This window comes from Actinomadura vinacea, assembly GCF_039532545.1.
In the GTDB taxonomy this organism is placed as follows: domain Bacteria; phylum Actinomycetota; class Actinomycetes; order Streptosporangiales; family Streptosporangiaceae; genus Spirillospora; species Spirillospora vinacea.
This window is the reverse complement of sequence record NZ_BAAARW010000012.1, coordinates 291,304-317,085: the sequence shown is the minus strand read 5'-3', so window position 1 is coordinate 317,085 and position 25,782 is coordinate 291,304. Positions and strand designations below refer to the sequence as shown.

Below are 25,782 nucleotides of genomic sequence, written 5' to 3'. Positions count from 1 at the left end.
GCATGTCTCGTCGTGCCGCCACACTCGCCGTCTCGAGCGCGCTCGTCATGGTGCTGGCCCTCGTCGGCTCCCTCATGCCCGTGCCGTACGTCGCGCTGATGCCCGGCCCCACCACCAACACCCTCGGCACGAACGAGAAGGGTGAGCCGCTCATCAAGATCGAAGGGCGGCAGACCTACGACGACGGCGGCCGCCTCAACTTCACCACCGTCACCTACCGCGGCGGCCCCGGCAGCCGCATCGACCTCTTCAGCGCCCTGCAGGGCTGGCTGGACGGCGACGTCGCCATCGTCCCCGAAGAGACGATCTTCCCTAAGAACGAGTCGCAGCAGCAGGTCGACGAAGAGAACACCCGCCAGATGCGCAACTCCCAGCAGAGCGCCGAAGCCGCCGCCCTCCACGAACTGGGCATCAAGGTCCCCACCCAGGCCCTCGTCGACAGCGTCCAGAAGGGACTGCCCGCCGACGGCAAACTCCGCCCCGGCGACGAGATCACCGCCGTCGACGGCACCGCCGTCGCCAACGTCACCGCCGTCACCGACCTCATGGCCAAACGCAAGGTCGGCGCCCCCGTCGCCGTCACCTACAAACGCGGCGGCAAGGAAGCCAAGACCACCCTCACCACCGCCGCCGCCCCGGACGGCAAACGCCCCGTCATCGGCATCGTCCTCAGCGACCAGTACCGCTTCCCCTTCAAGATCAACATCAGTGTCGGGGACGTCGGCGGCCCCAGCGCCGGACTCATGTTCTCCCTCGCCATCGTCGACAAACTCACCCCCGGCACCCTCACCGGCCGCACCTTCATCGCCGGCACCGGCACCATCACCCCCCAGGGCGAAGTCGGCGCCATCGGCGGCATCCAGCAGAAAATGATCGCCGCCCGCCGCGCCGGCGCCACCGTCTTCCTCACCCCCAAGGACAACTGCGCCGACGCCCTCCGCGCCCGCCCCGACGGCCTCCGCCTCGTCCGCGCCGACACCCTCCGCTCCGCCATCGGCGCCATCGGCGCCATCAACAGCGGCAAAGGCACCGTCCCCTCCTGCGAAGCGAACTGAGTTGGCACTCCACCCCCGCACCCCATAGAGTTAAGACATCGCCGCGGGGTGGAGCAGTTCGGTAGCTCGCTGGGCTCATAACCCAGAGGTCGCAGGTTCAAATCCTGCCCCCGCTACTGGTCCTGGGGTCTCCTTGGTCGCAAGCTTTGCTTGCTCCCGAGGGGACCCTTCGCCATTCCCAGGGGGGCGACCCCCTGGAACCCCCGATGTGGGGGCTCCGCCCCCACGCCCCCGGGCGTGTGGCTGGGGTCGCTGGGCCCGTGCAGGCTGGCACGTGGTTCTGTTCGTGGGGCCTTAGGTCGGGCGCTGGGCGCCCTTCCTCGGCGGTTGTTGCGATTGCGTGTGGGCCGTTGGTCGGGCGCTGGGCGCCCTCCCTTGGCGGTTGTTGGGATAGTGCGGGTTGTTGCGTGGTAGGAGCGGCTTGCGTGGGGGCCGTTGGTCGGGCGCTGGGCGCCCTTCCTCGGCGGTTGTTGGGATTGCGTGTGGGGCGTTGGTCGGGCGTTGAACGCCCTCCCTTGGCGGTTGCTGGGGCGGGTCCATGGACGGCCGGAGGCCGTTACGGGCGGGTTTCCTTTTCCTCGGGTGCGGGGGGTCTTGCCCAGCCTCGGAAAGCTGCCTGCATGCCTGCTTGGAACCGGGTCTGTGCGCCTAGCCGCGTCATCAGCTCGCGCACGCGGCGCTGCAGCGTGCGATGGCTCAGCCCGACCTGGCGGCTGATCGCCTCGTCGCCCAGCCCCGCGGTGAGCAGCGCGACCAGGCGTGCCTCGAAGGGCGTCGGTGCGTTCTCCGGGTTCTGATCGGTCGGCGGCAGGGGCAGGCCGAGTCGCCAGAGCGTCTCGAACAGCGCGCTCAGGGCGTCCAGCAGCTCCGAGGGGTGGACGATCGCGCAGCTCTCGATGACCGAGGAGGTGATGCGCAGCGGGACGATGGCCAGCCGGTCATCCGCGACGACCATCTTCATCGGCACACCGGACATGACCCGGGACTGCTCACCGGCGGCGGCGATGGGCTCGTAGTGGCCCTGCCACCAGCCGTCCACCTCGAGGCTGGCGCGGTCGTACACCGCCCGGTAGGCCACTCCTCTGCCGAGGGCCTCCAGCTCGACGTGATTGGGGACGCTCGGGTCGTGCACGTACGGGGGGCGGTCGAAGACGCGCACCTCGCGGCGGGCACCGCGCTGCAGCTGGTCGGTCCGTTGTGCGACGGCGTCCCGGCCGACCACGATCTCGACGAGCTCGGTCGGATGCCGTGAGCCCAGCGCCCGCTGGTGGCTCTCCGCGTACTGCCGCGCGGTCGCCCGCGCCCGGCTGAGTTCCGCCTCCTTCTCCAAGATCAGCGCCTCGAGCGCGATCTCGGGAGCGGCGGCGAGATAGACCTCCCGCCGTCCCGGCTTCCGGCTGACCAGGCCGGCGGACTCCAGGACGCGGAGCGAGTGCCTGACCTGCCGCGGCGTCAGCCGGACCCGGGCGCCGAGCTCCTCCACCGCGGCGGGCCCGTCGATCAGGCCGCGGTAGACGACCTGATCGGCGGCGTCGAGACCCAGGGCATCCAGCACAAGAATGATCTTGGCCAAACTACGTCAATGTCGCGAACGCGCCACGCCGGGACCTTACCCCGCGGCCGAACCGCGGTTGATCATTCCAGGATGACCCCTCACCGCTGGTATGCCCGCCTGACCATGGCGGTCAGTGCCTTGGCCATGGCGATCAGCCCCGTTCCGGTCGCCGCGCAGGAGGCGCCGCCGCCCCCCGCGAGCGGCGCTCAGCCGGCCAAGCGGATCACGCTGATCACCGGCGACGTCGTCACCTACGGCGCGGACCTGAAGATCACCGCTGCGCCGCGGTCGCGGCCGGTCGCGTTCCACCAGCGCAAGCAGGGCGACGCCCGCTACGTCATCCCGTCGGACGTGCTGGGCCTGGTCGGCGCGGGCCGGCTGGACAAGAGCCTGTTCGACGTCGCCTACCTCGCCCGCAACGGCTACGCGGACGATGTGTCACCGCGCATTCCGCTGATCGTCCAGGGTGGCGATGCCAGGTCGCTGGCCGGCGACACGGCGCGTCCTCTCGCTTCTATCGGCGGGGCGGCGTTCGGTGTGAGCAAGGCCGAGGCGGGAACGTTCTGGGCCCGAGCGAGGGGTGGGCCGAGCAAGATCTGGCTCGACCGGAAGCTGTCCGCGAACCTCGACGAGAGCGTGCCCCGGATCGGCGCGCCGGACGCCTGGCGGGCGGGCCTGGACGGCAAGGGCGTCAAGGTGGCGGTCCTGGACACCGGCGCCGACCTCGGCCACCCGGATCTGTCCGGCAAGATCGGCACGACGGCCAACTTCAGCACCGACTCGTCCGTACGGGACGGCAACGGGCACGGCACCCACGTCGCGTCGACCATCGCGGGCAGCGGCGCGGCGTCCGGCGGCCGCTACAAGGGGGTCGCCCCGGGTGCCACGCTGATGATCGGCAAGGTGCTCGACAACCGCGGCTTCGGCAGCACGTCCCAGGTCATCGAGGGAATGCAGTGGGCGGTCGCGCAGGGCGCCGACGTGGTCAACATGAGCCTCAGCGGAAAGGTCGAAGACGGGCCCGACCCCGCGACCGAGGCGGTCGACGCCCTCACCGAGCAGTACGGCACGCTGTTCGTCATCGGTGCCGGAAACGACGGCCCGGGCCCACAGACGGTCGGCACACCGGGCACCGCGCGAGCGGCCCTCACCGTCGCCGCCGTCGACAAGAAGGACAAGCTCGCCGGCTTCTCCAGCCGCGGGCCCCGCCTGGGCGACTACGGCCTGAAGCCCGACATCACGGCCCCCGGGGTGGACATCGTGGCCGCCCGTGCGAGCGGCACGAGTCTCGGCACTCCGGTGAACCCCGATTACACCAGCCTCGACGGAACCTCGATGGCCACCCCGCACGTGGCGGGGGCGGCCGCCATCCTGGCGCAGCAGCATCCCGGACGGAAGGCGGCGTGGCTCAAGTCGGTGCTGACCGGCACCAGCCGCGACGGCGGCTACGGCGCCTACGAACAGGGCGCGGGCCGGGTGGACGTCAGCCGCGCCGTGAGCCAGCGGGTCCGCGCGGAGGGCGACCTCGACTTCGGATTCCTGTCCTCCCCGCAGAACGGGCCGGTGACCAAGACCGTCACCTATGCCAACGAGGGTGGGGCGCCTGTCACCTTGAGCCTGAGTTCCAGTCTCAGCGCGCACGCGGGCGGCACCGTCGGGGACGGCATGCTCTCGCTGGACCGCGACAAGATCACCGTGCCCGCCGGTGGGAGCACCGCCGTCAAGGTGACGCTCGACCCGGCGAAGGGCCCGGCGACCTGGTACGAGGGCGCGGTGCGCGCGACCGCCCCGAACGTACGGGTCGCCACGGCGGTCGGCGCGTACAAGGAGGACAGGAAGGTCTCGCTGAGCGCGCACGTGATCCCGCCGAACGGGGCCACGGAGGTGTGGTACAGCGGCTGGGGGTTCATGCGCGTCGACGACCGCGACGACCTCGACTACGGGGTCTCCACCGACGCCGGCCAGGATGCCACCGCGCAGGTCTATCCGGGCACCTTCAGCGTGAACACCTACGTCTCCTGGCGGGACGCCGGGGGAGAGCTCAACTCGGCGCTGGTCACCTCCCCCGAGGTCAAGGCGGACCGGGACATGACCGTCACCCTCGACCTGCGCAAGGCCGAGAAGGTCAGCGTCCGGACGCCCAAGCAGGCCGAGGGCTACGGGGCGAATTTCGGCTACCGGAGGGTTCCGGCGACCAAGAACGGCTACCTGGACCTGACGAGCAACCTGCCGTACGGCGCCCTGAACATGTGGATGCTGCCCACCAAGAAGGTCACCCAGGGCTCCTTCCTGGCGTTCAGCCAGCATCTGCTCGGCGTCTCGCCGGTCACGATGCGGGGCCGCCGCCTGCCGTCCCTGCATCCGCAGTACCAGCCGGGTTGGCGGCAGACCGACATCAACGAGGATCCCGGTATCCCGAAGCTGACCGGCCGGTCCAGGCTCCCCCTGGTCTACGGCGGGCGCGGTACCGAGGTGGGGGATGTGCGCGGCAAACTCGTGCTTCTTTCCTTGGACGACATCTGCGCCACCACCTGCACGGCGGACGCGCTCGACCGGGTGCAGAACGCCGCGAAGGGCGGCGCAGCGGCCGTGCTCGCCTTCGGCACCACCGGACGGTCGTTCTTCGATCCCGCGCGCTCGTGGCCGCGCTATCCCATCCCGACGATGAGCCTGACGGGCGAAGAGGGCCGGGCACTGGCAGCCGCGCTCCGCAAGGGGAAAACCGATGTGGACGTCACCGGCACCCCGGACACCCCGTACGTCTACTCCCTGAAGTTCTACGAATACGACAGGATTCCGGATCGCCTCCGCTATTCCGTGAACGGCAGGAACCTCGTCCAGATAGACGAGGGGTTCCACCTCGACGGGCCGGGAAAGGTGGCGGAGACCTGGGCCGCGAAGTCGAAGGGGGACGTCGGCGCCCTTGACACCACCCTCGTCCGCCCGGCTCCCAGCCGGCTCACCCAGTACGTGGGCCCCACCTCGTCCAAGACACTGTGGCAGAAAACCGTCCAGTCCTCCTACGACGGCGAGGGGGACCAGTTCGCACGGGCGGGGCGGAACTTCGCTCTGACCGAAGTGCACGGCAAGCCCGGCCGGATGTCCAGGCAGTGGGGCGCACAGCCCATGGTCCCCGGTGACGGGGTCCCTTCGGCCGGCCTGACCGGAGAGTTCAGCGTGGCCAGAAACTGCCTACCCTGCCGTTCCGGCGATCTGTTCACCGGAGCGCTCCCGGTCGTCGGATCCGGCGCTGCCCCGGCTGGCACCAGCGCGTTCACCTGGGGAGCAAACAGCTCTCCCCAGTACGGGGGCAAGGACGAGATGCACCTCTACCGCGACGGCGTAGAGGTGCCGCTCGTGGTCCGGAACGCGGTGATCTTCATTTTCCTCGTCCCCGTCCCGACCTTCACGCTGCCCGCGGAGAAGGCCCGCTACCGGCTCACGGACAAGTACCACGCTCCGAACCCGCACCAGCGGTTCGCCAGAGACGTGAACACCGAGTGGACCTTCGGCTCGGCCCGCCCGCGGGACGGCATGACGTCGCCGGACGACGGCCTGTGCTACGGCTGGCTCATCGAGGATCAGACCGTCAATCCATGCGCACCGACGCGCATGCTGCACCTCCGGTACGACCTCGGGCTCGACCTGGACAACCGGGTCTCGGCACCTGGCACGCACAAGGTGACGATCAGCGGTTACCACGGGTCCACGGAGGACTCCAAGGCCAGGCTCACCAGCCTCAAGCTCTGGGCCACCTTCGATGACGGAGCCCATTGGCAGCAGGTCGGGACCGGCAAGTCGGGGTCGGGCTTCACCGCCGAGATTCCCCACCCCGACCCTGGGACGTCCGGTGGCACGGTCGGTCTGCGCGCCCAGGCGCGTGACAGCGAGGGGAACACGATCGACCAGACCGTCGGCCGCGCCTACGGGCTCAAGCGGTAGTCAGGCCGTGGCGGCGCCGTCCAGGACCAGGTCGTGGCCCACGACGAAGCCGGACTCGGGGGACGACAGCCACAGGACGGTGGCGGCGGCCTCCTCCAGGGTGCCGGCCCGGCCGATCGGGAGCGCGTCCCGGAGGCGTTCGGCTCGCTGGGCCTCGGTCTCGCCGGGCCGCAGGGACATCGCGCTCTCGATCGGGCCTGGGCTGACGGCGTTGATGCGGATGCCCGCACCGATGTTCTCCCGGGCGGCGGTGCGGGTGAGCGCGCTGACCGCCGCCTTGGTGGCCGTGTACGCCCCGGTGCCTTCCATGCGCTTGTGGGCGCCGAACGTGGACGCCGTGTTGACGATCACTCCGCCGCCGTTGGCCCGCATGTGGGCGATCTCGTGCTTCATCGACAGGAAGACCCCGGTGAGGTTGATCGAGAGCGTGTGCTCCCATACGTCCTCGTCGATCTCGGCGACGGGGGCCATGGAGAAGACTCCGGCGTTGTTGAAGGCGATGTCCAGACCGCCGTGGCTTTCCACGGTGGTGGTGACCAGCCGCTGCACGTCGCGGGCCCGGGAGACGTCGGCGGTGATGCGGTCGGCCTTGCCGTTCTCGGATTCGATCAGCTTCACGGTCTCGTCCAGGGGATCGGCGTTGCGGCCCGCGACCACGACGGTGGCGCCCCTGCGGGCGAACGCGAGGGCCGTGGCGCGGCCGATCCCGCTGCCGCCGCCGGTGATCAGGACGACCTTGCCGGTGAAGTCCATACTGCTTCCTTTATTGGAATGATCGGTTAGTTATTGAGGAGGTTCTTGGCTTCCTTGGCCGCGTCCTGGAGGCGGGTCTCGGGGGACGGGGTGCGGGAGAGGACGCGCATGCCCTGGAAGAGGACCAGGAGGAGGCGTGCGAGCGTGGCGGGGTCTTTGCGGGCGGGGAGTTCGCCTTGGGCCTTGGCCCTGATGAGGGCGGAGGTCAGGGCGGCTTCCAGGTAGGTCCAGCTCGCCTCTACGACGCGCGCGGCCTCGGGGTCTCTGGGGGCCAGCTCCACCGCGGTGTTGACGATCATGCAGCCGTGCGGGCAGGGCTGTGTGTACTGGTCGATCATCGCCAGTACCGCGGGGAGCGCGGGCCCCGGTTGGGAGAGCGAATGGATCATGTCGCCGTTCGCCTCGCGGTAGCGGGCCAGGGCCTTGAAGTAGAGGTCGCGCTTGCTGCCGAACGTGGCGTACAGGCTGGCGCGGTTGATGCCGAGGTGTTCGACGAGGTCGGCCATCGAGGTGTTCTCGCAGCCTTGTTCCCAGAAGAGGGCCATCGCTCGTTCCAGGACGTCGTCCGGGTCGAACTCCTTGGTTCGGGCCATGCCGACGACCTTAGTGATTTTGGAATGGTCGGTCAAATATTGAGGTGGGGGTGCAGCGTCAGCGCCAGGTGGAGGGTGAGGCGGTCCTGGCCGTCGCCGAGCGTGAGGTTCGTGAGCTCCTCGATGCGGCGCAGGCGGTGGTAGAGGGTCTGGCGGTGGATGTTGAGGTCGCGGGCCGTCTCCTGGACGCCGCCCGCGTGGTCGAGATACGTGCGGGCGGTGTGCGCCAGCTCGGGGTGCTCGATGAGGGGCTTGAGCTCCGGCGGGAGCGCCGCGTCGGCGAGGGTGGCGTCGTCGGCGCAGCGCAGCAGGCGGAGGGCGCCCAGGGACGACCAGGTGCGGGTCTCGCCGTCGGCGGCGGCGCGGGCGGCGACGCGGGCGCGCAGCCAGGACTCGCGGATGTCGGCGAGGCTGGTGCAGGGGCTGAACAGGCCCGCGTAGGTCGGCCCCGGCCGGCGTTCGAGGAGGAGCCGGCGGGCCCGCTCGACGATGAGGGCGGCGTTGGCGGGCGGCGTCAGGAGGATGTGGTCCCCCTCCCACACCGTGGTCAGCGCGCTGCGGGGCAGCAGCCAGGGGTTGAGCGGCCCGATGTCCTCGCCGCGCAGGACGGCCACCGCGAACGGGGGAGTGATGATCTCCGCCAGCTCGCCGACGGCCTGGGCGCGGAGGTCGGGGCGGATGGTCAGCAGTTCGGCGAGCTTCCAGCCGAGATCGTCCCGGTCGCGGGTCTGGCGGGCCATGAGGAGGCCCGCGCGCTCGGTGAGGGGCGCGGCCTGGCCGGCCAAGCCTTCGGTGATGTGGCCGTCGTGGTCGAGCAGCCACAGGTAGCCGTAGGTGACGCCGTGCCAGCGGACGGGCAGGCAGAGCCTGGCCAGCAGGCCGGCCGCGGGATCGGCCGGGATGCGGACGGGGCCGGTGGCGCGGGCGATGCCGTACCGCTCGAAGCGGGTGCGGACCTCCTCGGTGGAACGGCGGTGCACGATCGACTCGGTGCGCACCGGGTCGATCGTCGGACCGTGCGCCGCGTAGGCGACCAGGTGGAAGTCGCGGTCCTCGAGGGTGACGGGCGCCTTGAGGAGGTCGGCGGCCGTCTCCACGATGTCCTGTAGATCGTCGCGTTCAGACATTTGTATGAAGAAGTCCCGGTCGGAAAGTGACGGTTGACTGTACACAGTCCAGGTGAACGGGACTTAACGTGCGGACATGCTCAGCCCTCTGCTGTCGGCCGCCGCGCGCAGCGAGCGGACCCGCCGCCTGGTCACCGCCATGCCGCCCACCAGGCGCGTCGTCGACCGGTTCGTCGCCGGGGAGGCGCTCGGCGACGCCCTCGACACGGCCCGGGAACTGGCCGCGGCCGGACTGGCCGTCACCCTGGACCACCTGGGCGAGGACACCCGCGACCGGGCCCGGGCGGACCGTGCGCGGGACGCCTACCTGGAGCTCTTCTCCGGGCTGACCGGGGACGCCGAGGCGTCGGTGAAGCTGTCGGCCCTCGGCCTGGCCCTGGACGATTCCCTGGCGCTCGACAACGCCCGGCTGATCTGCGCGGCGGCGGAGCGCGCCGGAATGACCGTCACCGTGGACATGGAAGACCACACGACGGTCGACGCGACGCTGGACCTCGTCCGCGAACTGCGCGCCGACTTCCCGTGGGTCGGCGTCGCGATCCAGGCGATGCTGCGGCGCAGCGAGGGCGACCTGCGGGACCTCGCCGGGTCGCGGGTGCGGCTGGTCAAAGGCGCCTACGCCGAGCCCGCCTCGGTCGCCTACCAGACCAGTCACGAGATCGATCGCGCCTACGCGCGCGGGCTGCGGCTGCTGATGGCCGGGGACGGGTACCCGATGGTGGCCACGCACGACCCCCGCCTCATCGAAATAGCCCAGCGCCTGGCGGACTCACGGGAGCCGCGCTCCTGCGAGTTCCAGATGTTGTACGGGATTCGCGTCCCAGAACAGCTGCGGCTGGCCGCCGCCGGTGAACGCATGCGCGTGTACGTGCCGTACGGCGCCGACTGGTACGGCTACTTCATGCGCCGGCTGGCCGAGCGCCCCGCGAATCTCACGTTCTTTCTCCGTTCGTTCGTATCCCGGTGATGGAGGTTCCCATGGACGCCGTGACCCACGTGCCGCAGCCGGTCAACGAGCCCGCGCGCACATACGCGCCGCACAGCTCCGAGCGGGCCCGGCTGGAGGCGAAACTGGCCGAACTCCAGTCGGCGCCGATCGACCTGCCGATGACGATCGGCGGAGTGCGGAGGATGGGCGCCGGCACCAAGGTCGAGGTGGTGCAGCCGCACCGGCACTCGGCCGTGCTCGGCACGTTCGGGACCGCGACCGCCGACGACGCGCGGGACGCCGTCGAGGCCGCCCTGGAGGCCGCACCCGCCTGGCGGGCGACGGCGTTCGACGACCGCGCGGCGATCTTCCTGCGCGCGGCCGACCTGGCGTCCGGGCCGTGGCGCGAGACGCTGCTGGCGGCGACCATGCTCGGGCAGGGCAAGACCGTCCAGCAGGCGGAGATCGACTGCCCCTGCGAACTGGTCGACTTCTGGCGGTTCAACGCGCACTTCGCGCGGCGGGCGCTCGAAGAGCAGCCGATCAGCGAGCCGGGCGTGTGGAACCGCACCGACCTCCGGCCCCTGGAAGGATTCGTCTACGCCATCACCCCGTTCAACTTCACCGCGATCGCCGGGAACCTGCCGACCGCGCCCGCCCTGATGGGCAACGTCGTGGTGTGGAAGCCGTCACCGACGCAGACGTACTCGGCCGTCCTGCTGATGCGGCTCCTGGAGGAGGCCGGCCTGCCCCCAGGCGTGATCAACCTGGTGACCGGTGACGGAATCGCCGTCTCGGAAGTGGCGCTGCCCCATCCGGAACTCGCGGGCATCCACTTCACGGGAAGCACGGCGACCTTCCAGAAACTGTGGCGGACGGTAGGCGAGAACATCGCCGGCTACCGGAGCTACCCGCGGCTGGTGGGCGAGACCGGCGGAAAGGACTTCGTGGTCGCGCACCCGTCAGCCGACCGCGCAGGCCTCAAAACGGCCCTCATCCGAGGCGCCTTCGAATACCAGGGCCAGAAGTGCTCGGCGGCGTCGCGCGCCTACATCCCGCGCTCCATCTGGGACCGCGGTTTCGCGGACGAACTGGCCCAAGAGGTCGAAAACCTGTCCATGGGAGACGTGACCGACCTGGGCAACTTCATGGGCGCCGTGATCGACGCGAAGGCGTTCGCGAAGAACCGCGACGCGATCGAACGGGCCAAGACCGACCCCGCCGTCGAGATCGTCGCCGGTGGCACCTACGACGACTCGGTCGGATACTTCGTGCGGCCCACCGTCCTGGTTTCGGACGACCCCGCCAACGACATCTTCAAGACCGAGTACTTCGGGCCCATTCTCGGCGTCCACGTGTACGACGACGACCGGTACGAAGACGTCCTCGCCCAACTGGAATCCGTCTCCGCGTACGCGCTGACCGGCGCCGTCATCGCCAAGGACCGGGCCGCGATCGCCCGGACCGCCGAGGTGCTCCGGTTCGCGGCCGGCAACTTCTACGTCAACGACAAGCCCACCGGCGCCGTCGTGGGACAGCAGCCCTTCGGCGGCGCCCGCGCCTCCGGCACCAACGACAAGGCCGGCTCGATGTTCAACCTCCTCCGCTGGACGTCCCCCCGCTCGATCAAGGAGACCTTCGCCCCGCCGACCGACCACCGCTACCCCCACATGGGCTGACACCCGCTGCCAAACGAGTTTGCCTAAGCCCCCCGCACCCCATAGAGTTAAGACATCGCCGCGGGGTGGAGCAGTTCGGTAGCTCGCTGGGCTCATAACCCAGAGGTCGCAGGTTCAAATCCTGCCCCCGCTACTGGTCCTAGGGTCTCCTTGGTCGCAAGCTTTGCTTGCTCCCGAGGGGACCCTTCGCCATTCCCAGGGGGGCGACCCCCTGGAACCCCCGATGTGGGGGCTCCGCCCCCACGCCCCCGTTGCGCGGGGCTGAGCTTGTTGGGTCCGTTTTGGGGCTCCGCCCCTTGCCCCCTTTGCGCGGGGTTGGGCTTGTTGGGCTGTGGGGGCTCCGCCCCCACGCCCCCGTTGCGCGGGCTGGGTTTGGGGCTTCGCCCTGCGGGCCTTTGCGTGTAGCTCGCTTCTTGCTGCGGAGGGCTGCCTCCGGACGGTACGTCCTGCGGGCAAAGCGCTCGTAAGGGATGGCCTTAGACCAGGAGGACAATCATGCGACAGCTCAACTGGGTGCTCGCCAACGGCTCGGACAACAAGGACGGCAACGGCGACATCGAGGACACGAAGACGGTCGTCATTCGGCCCAAGAAGTAGTACGTTGCCGGCCCTCCCGCCCTCTGCGGCGGGAGGGCCGGCCCTTTCGCTGCCGGTGTCCTGGCCCGTGGTGGGGGCTCATATTCTGGGCGGCATGCGGACTGTGGTGGCTGTTGGGCTTGATGTTTGCGTGGTGCTTGTTTTTGTGGGGATCGGGCGGGCCTCGCATGAGGAGGCCTTGGGCGTTGCGGGGTTTGCTGGGACGGCCTGGCCGTTTCTGGTGGGGCTTGGTGTGGGGTGGGGTGTGACGCGGGCCTGGCGGCGGCCTGAGGGGCTCCCTGTGGGGGTGGGGGTCTGGGGCGCGACCCTTGTCGTGGGGATGGTCCTTCGGGCGCTTTCGGGGCAGGGGACGGCGGTCGCGTTCATGGTGGTGGCGACGTTGTTTCTCGCTGCCGTCTTGCTGGGGTGGCGACTGTTGGCCACCTCTCTTGATCGTTCTGCTGGTTGACGGGCCGGCTTGAGTGTGGGGCCGTTCGTCGGGCGCTAGGCGCTTTTCCGCGGGCCTGTCTCGAATGGCCTCAGGTACCGCCGCGAGCGCGCTACCTGGCCGGTGAGGCAAAGCCGGAGGCGAGCTTCGCCGGGCAGATCGCGGAGCGATGTCGCGCTCGCCCAGGCCCGGTCAGGGTGCGAGCCGCTAGGCGAGTGCCCTGGGCCGGGATTGCAAAAAACACAGCATGGTTCTGCTGGTTGACGGGGCGGCCTCGCACTGGTGAAGTTACTCGCGAGTCGGACGAAGGGAACGAGATGGCTTCAGCGCTGCGGGATTGGCTGGACAAACCGAAGGCCGGTCGCGGCGTCCATCTCGCGGGGGACGACGGTTCCTGGGAGTTCCGCGAGTACAAGGCGCTCGCCGGTGCGGCTCGGCGGACGGCGGCGGCGCTGATCGAGCAGGGAGTGGCACCCGGCGATGTCGTGTGCGTCATCCTGCCCACGGACTACACGTGCATCGAGACGTACTACGCGGTGTGGGCGGCAGGTGCCACGGTCTGCCTGGTGACGCCGCCCTTGTTCCAGGACGGCGACGACTACGTGGCGCATGTGGCCGCGATCCTGCGGCAGGCGCGGCCTGTTCTGGTGGTGGCCTCGGATGATCTGGCCGGGCTGGCCGGGCGTGCGATGGAGAGCGCTGGGATTTCTGGGGTGCCTTGGCGGCCGCGTCAGGCGGACGCCGAGGCGCCGGTGCAGGAGGCCGGCGAGCTGGCGCTGCTGCAGTTCACCTCGGGGTCCAGCGGATCGCCTCGGGGTGTTGTCGTGACGTGGGAGAACCTGGAGGCCAACACCGAGCTGATCGGGCGCCTGGCCGGGTTCGAGGAGGGCGACGTCACCTCGTCATGGTTGCCGCTTTATCATGATATGGGGTTGATTGGGTGCTTTCTTACGCCGATCAGCCGGCAGGGCGATCTGCGGTTGATGCGGCCCGATCACTTCATCCGGGATCCCGCGCGGTGGGTGCGGACGTTCGCGGAGGCGGCGCACACGGCGGCGCCGCCTTTCGCGTTCGCCTACGCGGCGCGGCGAATCAAGGCCGGGCAGCTTGAGGGTGTGGATCTCGGCGGTTGGCGGACGGCGATCGTCGGGGCGGAGCCGATCGACCCGCATGCCCTGGAGGTGTTCGCGAGGGTGGCCGAGCCGTACGGGTTCGCGCGCGAGTCGTTCAAGCCCGCGTACGGGATGGCGGAGACGACGCTGCTGGTCACCCTGGACCAGGTGCGGCGCAGGCCGCTGGCGGTCCGTCCGGACGAGGCGTCGCTGGAGTTCGGCGAGCCCGTCCGGATCCTGCAGGAGCACGAGCTGGGCGAGGAGTCGGTCGGCGCCAAGGCCGGGTGGGTCGTCGGGTGCGGGACGCCCGAGGAGGACGTTCCGGTGGTCGTTGTCGATGGGGGAGTCGAGCTTCCTGAAGGGGCTCTCGGTGAGATCGTGGTGGGGGGCGAGTCGGCCTGCGGGGGGTATTACGCGGGGGCCGAGGGGAAGTCGACCCGGTTCGAGGGTGGGCTGGTTTATACGGGCGATGCCGGGTTCTTCCACCGCGGGCAGCTGTTCGTGCTCGGCCGGATGGGCGACAGCATCAAGGTCCGCGGACGGTCCGTCTACGTCGAGGACCTGGAGGCCAGGATCGCCGAGGTCAGCGGGCTGGGCAAGGGCCGGGTCGTCGTGGTCGGCGTGCCCGGGGCCGGGACGCGCGGGCTGGCGCTTTTCGCGGAGACCGGCGACGAGGGGTGGGTCCCCGAAGTGCGTGAGATGCTGCGGCGGCGGCTGGGGGCGGACGTCGAGGTGACCGTGGTGATCGGGACCGGGCTGATCCAGCGCACCTCCAGCGGCAAGCCGCGCAGGCGGTACATGTGGGAGCTGCTGCGCGGCGGGCGGATGGACGGCGCGCGGCGCCTGTGATGGGGTACAACAAAGGTACAGATTTCGTGCTTTTGTTGCGGAGGGTCCATGACCTCTATCCTCGCTCCGCCGCCTGAGGGCAGCGGCCTCAAACCCGTCCGCGGGCAGCCCGGGGTGCCTTACATCGGCAACACGCTCCAGGTCATGCGGCAGCCGTTCAAGGTCGCCCGCCGGCGGTACGACCAGTTCGGCCCGGTCAGCTGGGGTTGGCTGCTCGGGCAGCGGACGGTGACCGTCCAGGGCGCGGAGGCCGCCGAGGTCGTGCTGGTCAACCGCGACAAGGCCTTCGCCAACGGGCCCGCCTGGAACTACTTCATCGGGCCGTTCTTCCACCGCGGCATCATGCTCCTGGACTTCGAGGAGCACCTGCACCACCGCCGGATCATGCAGCAGGCCTTCACCCGGGACCGGCTCCGTTCGTACATGGCGGCGATGGCCCCGGGAATCAAGGGCGGCCTGGAGGCGTGGGAGCCCGGTTCCTCTTTCAAGGTCTACGACCACATCAAGCAGCTCACGCTTGATCTGGCCACCGACGTGTTCATGGGCGTCGAACTGGACCGTGTCGAGGCCGACCGGGTCAACGGCGCGTTCATCGCCGCCGTCCGGGCGGGCACGGCGTACGTCCGCTACCCGGTGCCTGGGCTGCGGTGGCACAAGGGCATCCAGGCCCGCAAGGTGCTGGAGGCGTTCTTCCGCCGGCATCTGGCGGCCAAGCGGCGGGACGGGGGTGACGACCTGTTCGCGGCGCTCTGCCAGGCCGAAACCGATGAGGGCGACCGATTCACCGATGATGATGTCGTCAACCACATGATCTTCGCGTTGATGGCGGCGCACGACACCACCACCATCACGCTCACGACCATGGCGTACTACCTCGCCAAGTTCCCCGAGTGGCAGGAGCGGCTGCGGGACGAGTCGCTCGCCCTGGGCAAGCCCGTGCTGCAGTTCGACGACCTGGACGCGCTGCCGTCGGCGGACCTGGTCATGAAGGAGGCGCTGCGGCTGGTGCCGCCCGTCCCGGCCCTGCCGCGCCGGGTGGTCAAGGACACCTCGATCCTCGGCCACCACATCCCCGCCGGGTCGCTGGTGGTGGTGCCGCAGCTCACCAACCACCGGATGGCCGAATGGTGGCCGGACCCCGAGCGGTTCGACCCCGAGCGGTTCGCGGCGGAGCGCCGCGAGGACAAGATCCACAAATACGCGTGGTCGCCGTTCGGCGGCGGCGCGCACAAGTGCATCGGGCTGCACTTCGCCGGTATGCAGGTCAAGAGCATCCTGCACCAGGTGCTGCTGCGCTATCGGTGGAGCGTTCCGGGCCGGTACGAGTGGCCGCTGGACACCACCTCCCTGCCTTCGCCGAGGGACGGGCTGCCCGTGCGACTCGACCGATTGGAGCATGGTTCATGAGCAAAGTGGTCGCGGTTACCGGGGCGGCGCGGGGGATCGGTCTTGCGACTGCTCGTGCGCTGAAGGCCAAGGGCGCGACCGTGGTGATCGGTGATGTTGATGAGAGCGCGGTCAGGGAGGCGGGGAAGCGGCTGGGAGTGGCGGCGCACGTGCTCGACGTCACTTCCCGCGAGTCGTTCACCGACTTCCTGGCCCGCCCGGTGGACGTGCTGGTCAACAATGCCGGGATCATGCCGATCGGCCCGGTGACGGGCGAGAGCGACGCCGACGCCCGGCGCTGCCTCGACATCAACGTGCACGGCGTGATGCTCGGCACCAAGCTGGCGCTGGAGGGGATGCTGCCGCGCGGCAAGGGCCACATCATCAACATCGCCTCAGTGGCGGGCATGCTCCCTACCCCCGGGCTCGCGCTCTACAACGCCAGCAAGGCCGCCGTGGTCGCCTTCACCGAGGCCGCCCGGCTGGAGGTGCTGGACCGGGGCGTGCACGTCAGCGCGGTGCTGCCCACGTTCACCAACACCGAGCTGGTCGCCGGCACCGCCGGCCCTAAGGGGCAGAAGAACGTCGAGCCGGAGGACGTTGCCGCAGCTGTTGTCGAGCTGATCGGCAGGCCGCGGGCGCAGGTGGTCGTCCCGGGCAGGCTGGCGCCGCAGCTTCGGCTCGGCGCGCTGTTCCCGGACCGGCTCAAACGGGCGATCGCCCGCCGGTACGGCCTGGACAAGATCTTCCTGGAGTTCGATCAGCAGGCCCGCAGGGCCTATGACGCGCGCATCCGCGCCTGAGCGAAGGCCCGGCGGGCGGGCGGCAGGTAGCGGACCGCCTCGGGGAGCAGCGGCCAGATCCTGTTCATCCGGCGGACGGCGGCGGCGAAGCGCCGGTGGCGGCGCTCGTCGTCGTCGCTCCACGGCAGGTCGAGCAGCTCGCGCATGCGCGGGTGCATGCCGCCGACCGTGAGGAAGCGGGCGACCGCGTTCAGCGGCGGGCTGACCGCCCGCCACAGCGGCCGGGGCACGCGCGATGGCCTGGGCAGGCCCTTGGTGACGTAGCCGACGCCGTAGCGGGCCGTCTTGTGCGCGGTGATCTCCTGGTCGAGCATCCGCTTCCAGTACGCCTGGAATGCCTCCCAGTCCTCCGGCATGGCCCGGTCGCTCACGCCGTACAGCCGGAACCAGGTTTTGGACTCTTCGTAGAGGCGGCGCTTCTCCGTGTCCGCGAGGGGGCGGACGAACGTCTCCACCCCGTAGATCATGTTGTCGAGGAAGGTCGCGTGCGCCCAGTAGTAGGTCTCCGGATCGAGCGCGTGGTAGCGCGATCCGTCCGGCATGGTGCCCTTGATGTTCAGGTGGTAGTCGCGTACCCGGTGGCCCGTCGCGTCGCCGCCGTACACCGTGTTCATGATCGGCCCGGCGGACCGCTTCAGCCGGGCGAAGGTCTCGGCGAAGAAGACCGAGTGGTCCAGGACGCCCTGGCCGAGCGCGGGGAGCATGTTCTGCAGCACGGCGGCGCGCGGCCCCACCAGCAGCATGCGGGTGTCGCCGAAGTAACGCCAGATGAGCGAGGCCGGGCCGAGCGTCTCCTGCATGTGCACCGCCGGAAGGGGGAGGAACAGAACTACGCAAATTGTAGCTATGTTTCGTCCCCTGGTTTGGCTAGTGTGCGGGCATGACCGAGCTTGCCGGGCTGCTGGCCGCCGGCCACGACGGTGACGATCTCGACGCCCGCATCCTGGACGCCGCGCTGGCCGAGTTCGAGACCTACGGGCTGCGCCGCGTCAGCGTCGAGGACGTCGCCAAGCGCGCCCGCGTCGCGCGCACCACCATCTACCGCCGGTTCACCGGCAAGGAGCAGCTGCTCCAGGCCGTGATCCTGCGCGAGTGCCGCCGCTTCCTCACCTCGATCGCCGAGGCCACCGAGAACCTGCCTGGCCCCGAGGACGCGATCGTCGAGGGCTTCGTCGTCGGGCTGCGCGGCGCGCGCACGCACCCGCTGATGACCCGGGTGCTGCAGAGCGAGCCGGAGGCGTTCCTGCCGCAGCTCAGCATGAACGGCGGCGCGGTGATGCTCGCCGCCCGCGACATCCTGGCCGACCGGCTGCGCCGGGCCCGTCCCGACGACCGCGAGGACCACGCCACCGTCGCCGAGGTGCTGCTGCGGGTGGCGGTCTCGCTGCTGCTCGTCCCGGGCGGCGGCCTGGCCCTGGACGACGAGGACGACATCCGCGCCTTCGCCCGCGTCTACCTCACCCGCATGCTCCGTCGCGATTAATTCGATTGCCCGGTCCCCGGCCCCCTGCCTAACGTGGAGGCACGCGATGCGGGGTGGAGGCAACTCGGAAGCCCACCGGTCTCATAAGCCGGGTTATGCAGGTTCGAATCCTGTCCCCGCCACTAATCGTCCAGGATCTGGGCGGCCAGGTGTTCGGCGATCGCCAGGGACGATGTGGCGGCCGGAGACGGGGCGTTGCGCACGGTCGTGACGGGCCCGATCCGGCCGATCCGGAAGTCGTCCACGAGGGAGCCGTCCGGGTCGACGGCCTGAGCCCGCACGCCGGCGGGCGCGGGCACCATGTCGGCGGCCCGCAGATCCGGGACGAAAGCCCGTGCCTCGGCGAGGAAGGCGCGCTTGACCGCCGAGCCGTACATCTCCTTGAGCCCCGTCCGCCAGTGCCGCCGGGCCAGGCGGCGGAAGCCCGGCCGGCGCAGCGTCTCCCACAGCTCCGCGGGGTGCACGTCGCGGCGCCGGTAGCCCTCGCGGGCCAGCGCGAGGACGGCGTTCGGGCCGATGTCGACGCCGCCGCCGACCCGCCGGGTGAAGTGCACGCCCAGGAAGGGGTAGCGCGGGTCGGGGACCGGGTAGATGAGCCCGCGCACGAGGCCGTCCCGGCCGGGGGCGAGCCGGTAGTACTCGCCGCGGAACGGGATGATCGCCGGTGCCGGGGAGTCGCCGGCCAGCCGCGCCAGCCGGTCGGACTGCAGGCCGCCGCAGATCACCAGCCGGTCGAACACCAGTTCCTCGGCGCCGGAGCCGACCACGACGGCGTCGCCGCGCCGGCCGACCCGGGTGACCTCGAAGCCCAGCCGCAAGGTGCCGCCCGCGGCCCGCACATCGTCGGCATAGGCGCGGGTCACCGCGGTGAAGTCGACGATGGCGGTGTGCGGCGAATGCAGCGCCGCGACCCCGGCCGCGTGCGGTTCGATCTCCCGCAGCTCGGCGCCAGTCAGGCGGCGCAGGCCGGGCACACCGTTGGCCGTGGCGCGCCGTTCGATCTCCTCCAGCGGCCCCAGCTCGGCCGCGTTCCGCGCCACGACGACCTTGCCGCACTCCTCGTACGGCAGGTCCCGCTCGGCGCAGTAGTCGCGGAGCAGCGCGATGCCGCGGCGGCATAGCGTCGCCTTCAGCGAGCCGGGGACGTAGTAGAGCCCCGCATGCGCCACTCCGCTGTTGTGGCCCGTCTGGTGGGCCGCTACACGGTCCTCCTTGTCGAGAACGGTGAGCCGCGCGCCAGGGCGCAGCTCCGTCAGCCGCCGTGCGATGGCCAGCCCCAGGATCCCGGCGCCCACCACTCCGATACGCGTCTCAGCCACACCCGCACCTTAGGGGAGCGCCGGGCGTCAGCTCCCCAGGCGCTTGCGGCCCTGCGCCCGGACGCGGCGCCGCTGCGACGGGTCGAGCATCATGTACGCCACCGCCGGCACGGCCATCACGCCGAGCAGGATGAGCGCGAAGGTCCACCAGCCCAGGATGGACAGGACCAGGAAACCGGCGACCCCGCCGATCAGGATCTTGGTCGGTGTCGACATCTTCCACCTCCGTACGGCCGCCCATCAGGAGAACGAGCGCACGCGGCCGGTCGTTCCACGATATGTCGCGAGCTGCCGGAAGTCACCTGCGCACTCAGATGCGCAGGGAGAGCTGGCCGCCGCCCAGCCGGCGCAGCACCTCGGCGTGCAGCCGGCCGTTGGTGCACAGCACGCTGCCGCCGTCCGGGCCCGGAACGCCCGACAGATCGGTGAACATCCCGCCGGCCTCCTCCACGATCACCTGGAGGGCGGCCAGGTCCCACAGCGACACCTCGGGCTCGGTGGAGATGTCGACCGAGCCCTCGGCGACCATCATGTGCGACCAGAAGTCGCCGAACGCGCGGGTCCGCCACACCGCCCGGCTCAGGTCCAGGAAGCGGTCGAGCCGGTCCTGCTCCTCCCAGCCGCTCAGGCTGGAGAACGACAGCGAGGCGTCCGACAGTTCGGTCACCGACGACACCTGCAGCCGGGTGGCCCGGGACAGGCTGCGGCCCGTCCAGGCGCCGCCGCCGCGCGCCGCCCACCAGCGCCGGTTCAGCGCCGGGGCCGACACCAGGCCGACCACGACCTCGTCCTCCTCCATGAGGGCGATCAGCGTGGCCCACACCGGCACGCCGCGCACGAAGTTCTTGGTGGCGTCGATCGGGTCGATGATCCAGCAGCGCTGGCTGAAGCCGGTGCGGCCGTACTCCTCGCCCAGCACGGCGTCGCGCGGCCGGGCCCGCTTGAGGGTGCCGCGGATCTGCTCCTCCACACTGCGGTCGGCGTCACTGACCGGGGTCAGGTCCGGCTTGGTCTCGATCTCGAGATCGAGCGCGCGGAAGCGCTTGGTCGTGATGTCGTCGGCCGCGTCCGCCAGTACATGCGCGAGACGAAGGTCATCGGAATAGCCCGCCACGGCGTGCCACGCTACCGTGATCACACCGTGCACCGACACACTTACCGGCGCGAATACGGTGAGTACGGCCTCCCAGGGGGCGCGTTGCGCGCCGGAGCGGGCCCGGCGGGTGGGAGCATGGGGGCATGTCGCACGACCTTCCCGGATGGGTCACCGAGCTGACCGATCCACGCCGGGCGCAGACGCTGGACGAACTCGCCGACCGCCTGGTCCCCATGGCCGAGCACGCGATCGACGTGTCGCGGCGGCTGCAGACCCTGCTGAACGAGCTGAACGACCCGTTCAAGCGGGAGGCCGTCCACGGCCGCGTCGACCGGCTGAAGGCGCGCTCGGCGGAGGCGCTGGACGAGATCACCGGCGAGATCGCCGCGTCCGGCCGGGAACGCGTCGAGCGGATCTGGGCGAGCTGGCTCGAACGCGCCGGGGACGAGAGCGGGCGGCTGCGCGGGCGGCTGGACGCCGACATCGTCCCGCTGGTGACCCGGCGCGAGCGGGAGGCCGCCGAACGGGTCGCCGCCGCCACCTCCACCGGGCTGGAGGAGGCGACACAGGTCCTGCTCACCCGCGTGGAGGAGCTGGCCAAGGCGGTCACCGACCTGATCCACGACGTGCTGCCGCTGGCCCGCGAGGGCCTGGCGCTGGCCGGCCGGATCTCGGCGCTGTCCACCCGGGCGCGGCAGGCGGGGCGGGGCCCGATCCCCGAGCCGCTGCGGGAGGAGGGCGCGGAGACGTCCCGGGCGTTCGACGAGGCGGTGGCGCGGCTGGAGCTGGAGTGGGCCGCGCTGGGCGCCCGCTCGGCGAGCGTGCGGGCCGCGCTGCGCGGGGCGGAGGAGGCGGCGTTCAGCCAGGTGACCAACGCGATGACGCGCTGCGTGGAGGAGCTGGCCCCCGAGCACGTGCGGGCCCTCGACGAGGCCGAGGGGAAGGCGCGCCACCTGCTGGAGGAACTCGCCGGCGACTAGCGGCTGCTGCCGATGGCCTGCGGGAAGCGGAACAGCGACCGCGGGTCGTAGGCGGCCTTGACCTTGGCGAGCCGGTCGAGATTGGTGCCGTAGTAGGCGCGGCCCCAGTCCCGCAGGTCGGGGTCTATGTAGTTGACGTACGCGGCGCCGCCCAGATGGGGTTCCATCGCGCGGTGCGTGGCGCGCAGCCAGTCCAGGTCGTCGCCGTTGGCCAGGTACTGGACGCAGAAGAGCGCCCGCCGGTGCGGGAACGCGGTCGCGCCGGGCGCCGTGCGGGCGATCGCGCCGCCCATCGCGTCCATCAGCACCGACCGCCCGCCGACCCCGTTGCCGTCGGTGAACCGTTTGGTGAGCACGTCGATCGCGGCGTCCTGGAGCGGCCGGAGCGCGATGTGGGACTTGCCGGAGTAGTCGGTGCGCGGGTAACTCCCCTCCGGGCGCTGGCCGGGCAGATCGCCCGGGGCGTGGCAGGCGGCGGTCGAGCGGCCCGCGCAGCCGCCGGTGAACTTCATCGCCTCCAGGTAGGAGCGGCTCTGCGCGTCCCGCCCGGACGGCTCGCGGCCGATGGCCGCGACCAGCCCGTCCAGGCCGGGGTCGCCGGACGCGACACCGGTGATCTCCACGGTCGGCCCGCCGCCCGACGGCTCGGTGTTGAGCTGCAGACCGGTCCATATCTCGTCGGGTGCGGACGGCGCCCACCGCTGCCAGCCGCGGATCACGTCCCCGGCCGCCTGCCACGGCCAGCGCAGCGAGAACGTGGTCAGGCCCGCGGCCCGGTGGGCGCGGAAGGTGAACTCGACCGCGACGCCGAAGTTGCCGCCACCGCCGCCGCGGCACGCCCAGAACAGCTCGGGTTCGCGGCGGGCGTCGCAGACCCGGACGCTGCCGTCGGCCGTGACGACCCGCACCGACTCCAGGACGTCGCAGGTCAGCCCGTGCGCGCGGGACAGCACGCCGAGGCCGCCGCCCAGCGCGAGACCGGCGACGCCCACGGTGGGGCAGGTGCCGGCGGGCACGCCCGCGCCCTCGGCCGACAACCGGTCGTAGAGGTCGATCAGCCGGGTGCCCGCGCCGACGACCGCGCGGCCGCCGTCCGCGCCGCCGTCGAGGGCGACCCGGTCCATCGGGGACACGTCGATGATCAGGCCGGTGCCGGTGGACCAGCCCGCGTAGTTGTGGCCGCCGCTGCGCACCGCCACCGGTGTCCGCGTCACGTTCGCGAACCGCACGCACTCCGCCACGTCGTCGGGGTTCTCGCAGTACGCGACGCCCGCCGGGCGGATCCGGTCGAAGCGCGGGATGTAGAGCCGCTTGGCCTCGTCGTACGCGCCGTCGCCGGGCCTGATCAGCCGCCCCTGTAAGCCGCGTTCCAGCGCGTTCCAGTCGGCCGGGCCGGTCGGAGCGGGCGCCGCCGCGACCCGGGGCCCGGCGCCCCGCGTGCCCGGCGGTCCCTGCTCCTCGGAGCAGGCGGCGAGCGTCACGCCCGCCGCGGCCGTACCGGCCGCCCCCAGAGCCGTCCTGAAGAACGCACGTCGCTCCATACGGCCATTCTCACCGCATTCGGGCGTCCTCCACTCGCCAATCGGCGATGCCGTACGTCAGGGCCGACGGAAGGTGCTGAGGAAGGTGTCGAAGTAGGGGGTGCTCGGCTGCCACTGGCCGGCGCGCGCCGTCATCGTGATCATGTAAAGCGAGGCGTCGAAGCTGAACAGCCGCACCCGGCAGCGGCCGTCGGCGCCGTTCCTGGTGTAGGTGAACTCGACCTGCGCCGCCTGGCCGCCCAGGTAGGGCACCGATCGGTCGAACGACACCCGCCGGTAGTTCTGGTACTTCTGGCGCAGCCCCTGCTCGGCCTGCGCCAGGTATGCGCCTTCGTTGCCGGTCGTGTTCGAGACCTTCTGCACGACGATTCCCCGGGTGGTGCCCTTCTGGGGATCGGTGAAGGTGACGCCCGGCCCGGAGCCGTCGCGCTCCTGCCTCCAGCCCGCGGGGACGGCGGCGGCGAACCGGTCGCCGCGGTAGTCCTGGTAGCCCTTGGGGACGGCGGTGGACCGAGCCGTCCCGCCGGAGGCTCCACTGGCCGACGGGTTGACCGAGTCCTGGCCGGTGTCGCCGAGGAACAGCACGATCACGACCGCGGCCGCCGCCATCACCGCGGCCAGCACGCCCGCCGGGACGATCAGCGCCCAGCGCCGTCCAGGGCCGCCCGAGTCCGGCGTCACGACCGTGGGCGCCGCGGGGATCGGCGGCAGCGTCACGTTCCGGGGCCCCGGTCCGGGCGGGCCCGGCGGCATCGGCGCGGACGAGCCCTGCGCGACCTCCCGCAGCAGCCGCTCCGCCTCGTCGTGCCCGAGACGCTGCTCCGGGTCCTTGCGCAGCAGCCCGTGCAGCAGCGGCGCCAGCGGACCGGCGAGGCTCAGCGGGTCGGGCTCGTCGGACAGGACGGCCGCCATCACCCCCCACACGTCCGGCCGCCGGAACGGGGGACGCCCCTCGACCGCCGCGTACAGCGTCCCGCCCAGCGACCACAGGTCGGAGGCGGGCGCGGCCTTCTGGTGCCGGGCCTGCTCGGGCGCGATGTAGGCGGGCGAGCCGACGACCGCCCCGGCCTGGGTGAGCGTCTCGTCCCCGGCCACGGTCGCGATCCCGAAGTCGGTCAGGACCGCCCGGCCCTGCGGGAGCAGGACGTTGCCCGGCTTGACGTCGCGGTGCACCACGCCGGCGTCGTGCGCGGCGCGCAGCGCGTCCAGCAGGTTCAGCCCGATCGAGGCGACCCGGCCCGGCGGCAGCGGCCCGTCCCGGCCGATCACCTTGTCCAGGGACGGCGCCCGTACCAGCCGCATGACGATCCAGGGCCGGCCGTCCTCCTCGATGACGTCGTGCACGGTCACGATCCCGGGATGGTCCAGCCGCGCCGCCGACCTGGCCTCCCGGAAGGTGCGCGCGTAAACCCGTCCCACCGCCGCCTCGTCCAGCCCGCGCGGCAGCGACACCTCCTTGATCGCCACCTCGCGGTCCAGCGTGCGGTCGCGGGCGCGCCACACCGCGCCCATCCCGCCGCGGCCGAGCAGCTCCACCAGTTCGTACCGGGTAGCGATCACTTGGGGGGCCATGGCAGGACTTTAATCGGATTCGCCCTCGCGGCTCGCCAGCAAGCGCCGGAGCGAGTCGAGCCGGCCGCGCCCGGCGTGCCCGTCGGCGACCCACCCGTCCAGCCCGCACGCCTCCTGCAGGTGGTCGCAGTGCGGCGGGCAGCGCTCCGCGGCGCCCTCGGCCAGGTCCTCGAACGCCTCGATCACGCTCTCCGGCCGGACGTGCGCCAGCCCGAAACTGCGCACCCCGGGGGTGTCGATGATCCAGCCGTCCGCGCCGGGCAGCTCCAGCGCGATCGCCGACGAGGAGGTGTGCCGGCCCCGCCCGGTGACCGCGTTGACCTGGCTGACCGCCCGTTCCGCCTCCGGGACCAGCGCGTTGACCAGCGTCGACTTGCCCACGCCCGAGTGCCCGACCAGCACGCTGGTGCGCCCGGACAGATGCCCGCGCAGCTCGGCGGTGCCGCCGCCGCGCCGGGTGACCACCGCGGGCACCCCCAGCGGCGCGTAGACCTCCAGCAGCCCGCCGGGCGGCGCCAGATCGGCCTTGGTCAGGCACAGCAGCGGGTCCATGCCCGCGTCGTAGGCGGCGACCAGGCAGCGGTCGATCAGCCGCGGCCGCGGCTCGGGATCGGCCAGCGCGGTCACGATCACCAGCCGGTCCGCGTTCGCCACGATGATCCGCTCGAACGGGTCGCTGTCGTCGGCGGTCCGGCGCAGCGCCGACGAGCGCGGCTCCACCCGGACGATCCGCGCCAGCGCGTCGGGATCGCCGGACACGTCCCCCACCAGCGCCACCCGGTCGCCCACCACCACGCCCTTGCGGCCCAGCTCGCGCGCCCGCATCGCGGTCACCGCCCGCTGCCCGCCGTCATCCTCGACCAGGCAGCGGTAGCGGCCCCGGTCGACGGCGGTCACGAACGCCCCGACCGCGTCCTCGTGCGCGGGACGGCGCCGGGTGCGCGGCCGCGACCCGCGGCGGCCGGGCCGCACCCGGACGTCGTCC

21 protein-coding genes and 3 tRNA genes are annotated in these 25,782 nt (G+C 71.3%); 13 read left to right on the top strand and 11 right to left on the bottom strand.

Translation table 11 applies throughout. The features are described 5' to 3' along the window. Positions 1-2 precede the first annotated feature (2 nt). Positions 3-1,055: a YlbL family protein gene (locus ABD340_RS16760; protein WP_344589893.1), complete on the top strand. Its 1,053-nt coding sequence runs from the start codon at positions 3-5 to the stop codon at positions 1,053-1,055. A gap of 42 nt (positions 1,056-1,097) precedes the next feature. Then, positions 1,098-1,171: transfer RNA gene (locus ABD340_RS16755), tRNA-Met, on the top strand. Between the two features lie 440 nt (positions 1,172-1,611). Here ABD340_RS16755 and ABD340_RS16750 read toward each other — a convergent pair. After that, on the bottom strand, positions 1,612-2,610 hold the full coding sequence (locus ABD340_RS16750; RefSeq protein ID WP_344589892.1) for an ArsR family transcriptional regulator: 999 nt from the start codon (positions 2,608-2,610) through the stop codon (positions 1,612-1,614). Positions 2,611-2,700: 90 nt separating this feature from the next. Between ABD340_RS16750 and ABD340_RS16745 the strand changes: the two genes are divergently transcribed. After that, the gene (locus ABD340_RS16745; RefSeq protein WP_344589891.1) at positions 2,701-6,552 is read left to right on the top strand and encodes a S8 family peptidase; all 3,852 of its coding nucleotides are present in this window, start codon (positions 2,701-2,703) and stop codon (positions 6,550-6,552) included. On the opposite strand, the gene ABD340_RS16740 is transcribed toward ABD340_RS16745, so the two are convergent. From ABD340_RS16740 to ABD340_RS16730, 3 genes are read right to left on the bottom strand one after another with little or no spacing between them, the layout of a single operon-like run. After that, positions 6,553-7,305, bottom strand: coding sequence for an SDR family NAD(P)-dependent oxidoreductase (locus ABD340_RS16740; protein ID WP_344589890.1), 753 nt, complete (start codon positions 7,303-7,305; stop codon positions 6,553-6,555). A gap of 26 nt (positions 7,306-7,331) precedes the next feature. Further along, a complete protein-coding gene (locus ABD340_RS16735) occupies positions 7,332-7,898 on the bottom strand; it encodes a TetR/AcrR family transcriptional regulator (RefSeq protein ID WP_344589889.1) in 567 nt (188 codons plus the stop codon). A 32-nt stretch (positions 7,899-7,930) separates the two neighbouring features. After that, complete coding sequence (locus ABD340_RS16730; protein WP_344589888.1) at positions 7,931-9,025, bottom strand: PucR family transcriptional regulator; 1,095 nt, start codon at positions 9,023-9,025, stop codon at positions 7,931-7,933. 76 nt (positions 9,026-9,101) lie between these two features. On the opposite strand from ABD340_RS16730, the gene ABD340_RS16725 reads away from it, so the two are divergent. The 7 genes from ABD340_RS16725 to ABD340_RS16695 all read left to right on the top strand — a co-directional run bounded on the left by ABD340_RS16725 (position 9,102) and on the right by ABD340_RS16695 (position 16,806). Then, the gene (locus ABD340_RS16725) at positions 9,102-9,992 is read left to right on the top strand and encodes a proline dehydrogenase family protein (RefSeq protein ID WP_344589887.1); all 891 of its coding nucleotides are present in this window, start codon (positions 9,102-9,104) and stop codon (positions 9,990-9,992) included. Positions 9,993-10,003: 11 nt separating this feature from the next. Continuing rightward, positions 10,004-11,632: an L-glutamate gamma-semialdehyde dehydrogenase gene (pruA, locus tag ABD340_RS16720; protein ID WP_344589886.1), complete on the top strand. Its 1,629-nt coding sequence runs from the start codon at positions 10,004-10,006 to the stop codon at positions 11,630-11,632. 59 nt (positions 11,633-11,691) lie between these two features. Next, positions 11,692-11,765: transfer RNA gene (locus ABD340_RS16715), tRNA-Met, on the top strand. A gap of 558 nt (positions 11,766-12,323) precedes the next feature. Then, positions 12,324-12,677 carry a DUF3054 domain-containing protein gene (locus ABD340_RS16710; RefSeq protein ID WP_344589885.1) on the top strand — a complete coding sequence of 118 codons (354 nt, stop codon included), beginning with the start codon at positions 12,324-12,326 and terminating at the stop codon, positions 12,675-12,677. A gap of 296 nt (positions 12,678-12,973) precedes the next feature. Beyond that, positions 12,974-14,617, top strand: coding sequence for an AMP-binding protein (locus tag ABD340_RS16705; protein ID WP_344589884.1), 1,644 nt, complete (start codon positions 12,974-12,976; stop codon positions 14,615-14,617). A 48-nt stretch (positions 14,618-14,665) separates the two neighbouring features. Continuing rightward, complete coding sequence (locus ABD340_RS16700; RefSeq protein WP_344589883.1) at positions 14,666-16,024, top strand: cytochrome P450; 1,359 nt, start codon at positions 14,666-14,668, stop codon at positions 16,022-16,024. Continuing rightward, entirely contained in the window at positions 16,021-16,806 is a 786-nt protein-coding gene (locus ABD340_RS16695; protein ID WP_344589882.1) for an SDR family oxidoreductase, read from the top strand. The genes ABD340_RS16700 and ABD340_RS16695 overlap by 4 nt, the downstream gene beginning before the upstream one ends. On the opposite strand, the gene ABD340_RS16690 is transcribed toward ABD340_RS16695, so the two are convergent. After that, on the bottom strand, positions 16,782-17,606 hold the full coding sequence (locus ABD340_RS16690; RefSeq protein WP_344589881.1) for an oxygenase MpaB family protein: 825 nt from the start codon (positions 17,604-17,606) through the stop codon (positions 16,782-16,784). The genes ABD340_RS16695 and ABD340_RS16690 overlap by 25 nt on opposite strands. Positions 17,607-17,686: 80 nt before the next feature. On the opposite strand from ABD340_RS16690, the gene ABD340_RS16685 reads away from it, so the two are divergent. Both ABD340_RS16685 and ABD340_RS16680 read left to right on the top strand, forming a co-directional pair. Next, positions 17,687-18,289 (top strand): TetR/AcrR family transcriptional regulator, encoded by a 603-nt coding sequence (locus ABD340_RS16685; protein WP_344589880.1) that lies wholly within the window; start codon positions 17,687-17,689, stop codon positions 18,287-18,289. 47 nt (positions 18,290-18,336) lie between these two features. Next, positions 18,337-18,411, top strand: a tRNA-Met gene (locus ABD340_RS16680). On the opposite strand, the gene lhgO is transcribed toward ABD340_RS16680, so the two are convergent. From lhgO to hisN, 3 genes are all read right to left on the bottom strand, one after another. After that, a complete protein-coding gene (gene lhgO, locus ABD340_RS16675) occupies positions 18,412-19,608 on the bottom strand; it encodes an L-2-hydroxyglutarate oxidase (RefSeq protein ID WP_344589879.1) in 1,197 nt (398 codons plus the stop codon). 27 nt (positions 19,609-19,635) lie between these two features. Beyond that, positions 19,636-19,824 carry a hypothetical protein gene (locus ABD340_RS16670; protein ID WP_344589878.1) on the bottom strand — a complete coding sequence of 63 codons (189 nt, stop codon included), beginning with the start codon at positions 19,822-19,824 and terminating at the stop codon, positions 19,636-19,638. Between the two features lie 94 nt (positions 19,825-19,918). Continuing rightward, positions 19,919-20,722 carry a histidinol-phosphatase gene (hisN, locus tag ABD340_RS16665; RefSeq protein WP_344590702.1) on the bottom strand — a complete coding sequence of 268 codons (804 nt, stop codon included), beginning with the start codon at positions 20,720-20,722 and terminating at the stop codon, positions 19,919-19,921. Between the two features lie 125 nt (positions 20,723-20,847). On the opposite strand from hisN, the gene ABD340_RS16660 reads away from it, so the two are divergent. Next, positions 20,848-21,684 (top strand): hypothetical protein, encoded by an 837-nt coding sequence (locus ABD340_RS16660; protein WP_344589877.1) that lies wholly within the window; start codon positions 20,848-20,850, stop codon positions 21,682-21,684. Here ABD340_RS16660 and ABD340_RS16655 read toward each other — a convergent pair. The 3 genes from ABD340_RS16655 to rsgA are packed head-to-tail and all read right to left on the bottom strand — an operon-like array spanning position 21,681 to position 25,769. After that, positions 21,681-23,225, bottom strand: a complete 1,545-nt coding sequence (locus ABD340_RS16655) for an FAD-binding oxidoreductase (protein WP_344589876.1) — start codon at positions 23,223-23,225, stop codon at positions 21,681-21,683. The two genes, ABD340_RS16660 and ABD340_RS16655, sit on opposite strands and share 4 nt — an antisense overlap. 57 nt (positions 23,226-23,282) lie before the next feature. Next, a complete protein-coding gene (locus tag ABD340_RS16650) occupies positions 23,283-24,797 on the bottom strand; it encodes a serine/threonine-protein kinase (RefSeq protein WP_344589875.1) in 1,515 nt (504 codons plus the stop codon). 9 nt (positions 24,798-24,806) lie between these two features. Then, positions 24,807-25,769 carry a ribosome small subunit-dependent GTPase A gene (rsgA, locus tag ABD340_RS16645; RefSeq protein WP_344589874.1) on the bottom strand — a complete coding sequence of 321 codons (963 nt, stop codon included), beginning with the start codon at positions 25,767-25,769 and terminating at the stop codon, positions 24,807-24,809. Positions 25,770-25,782: the final 13 nt, after the last annotated feature.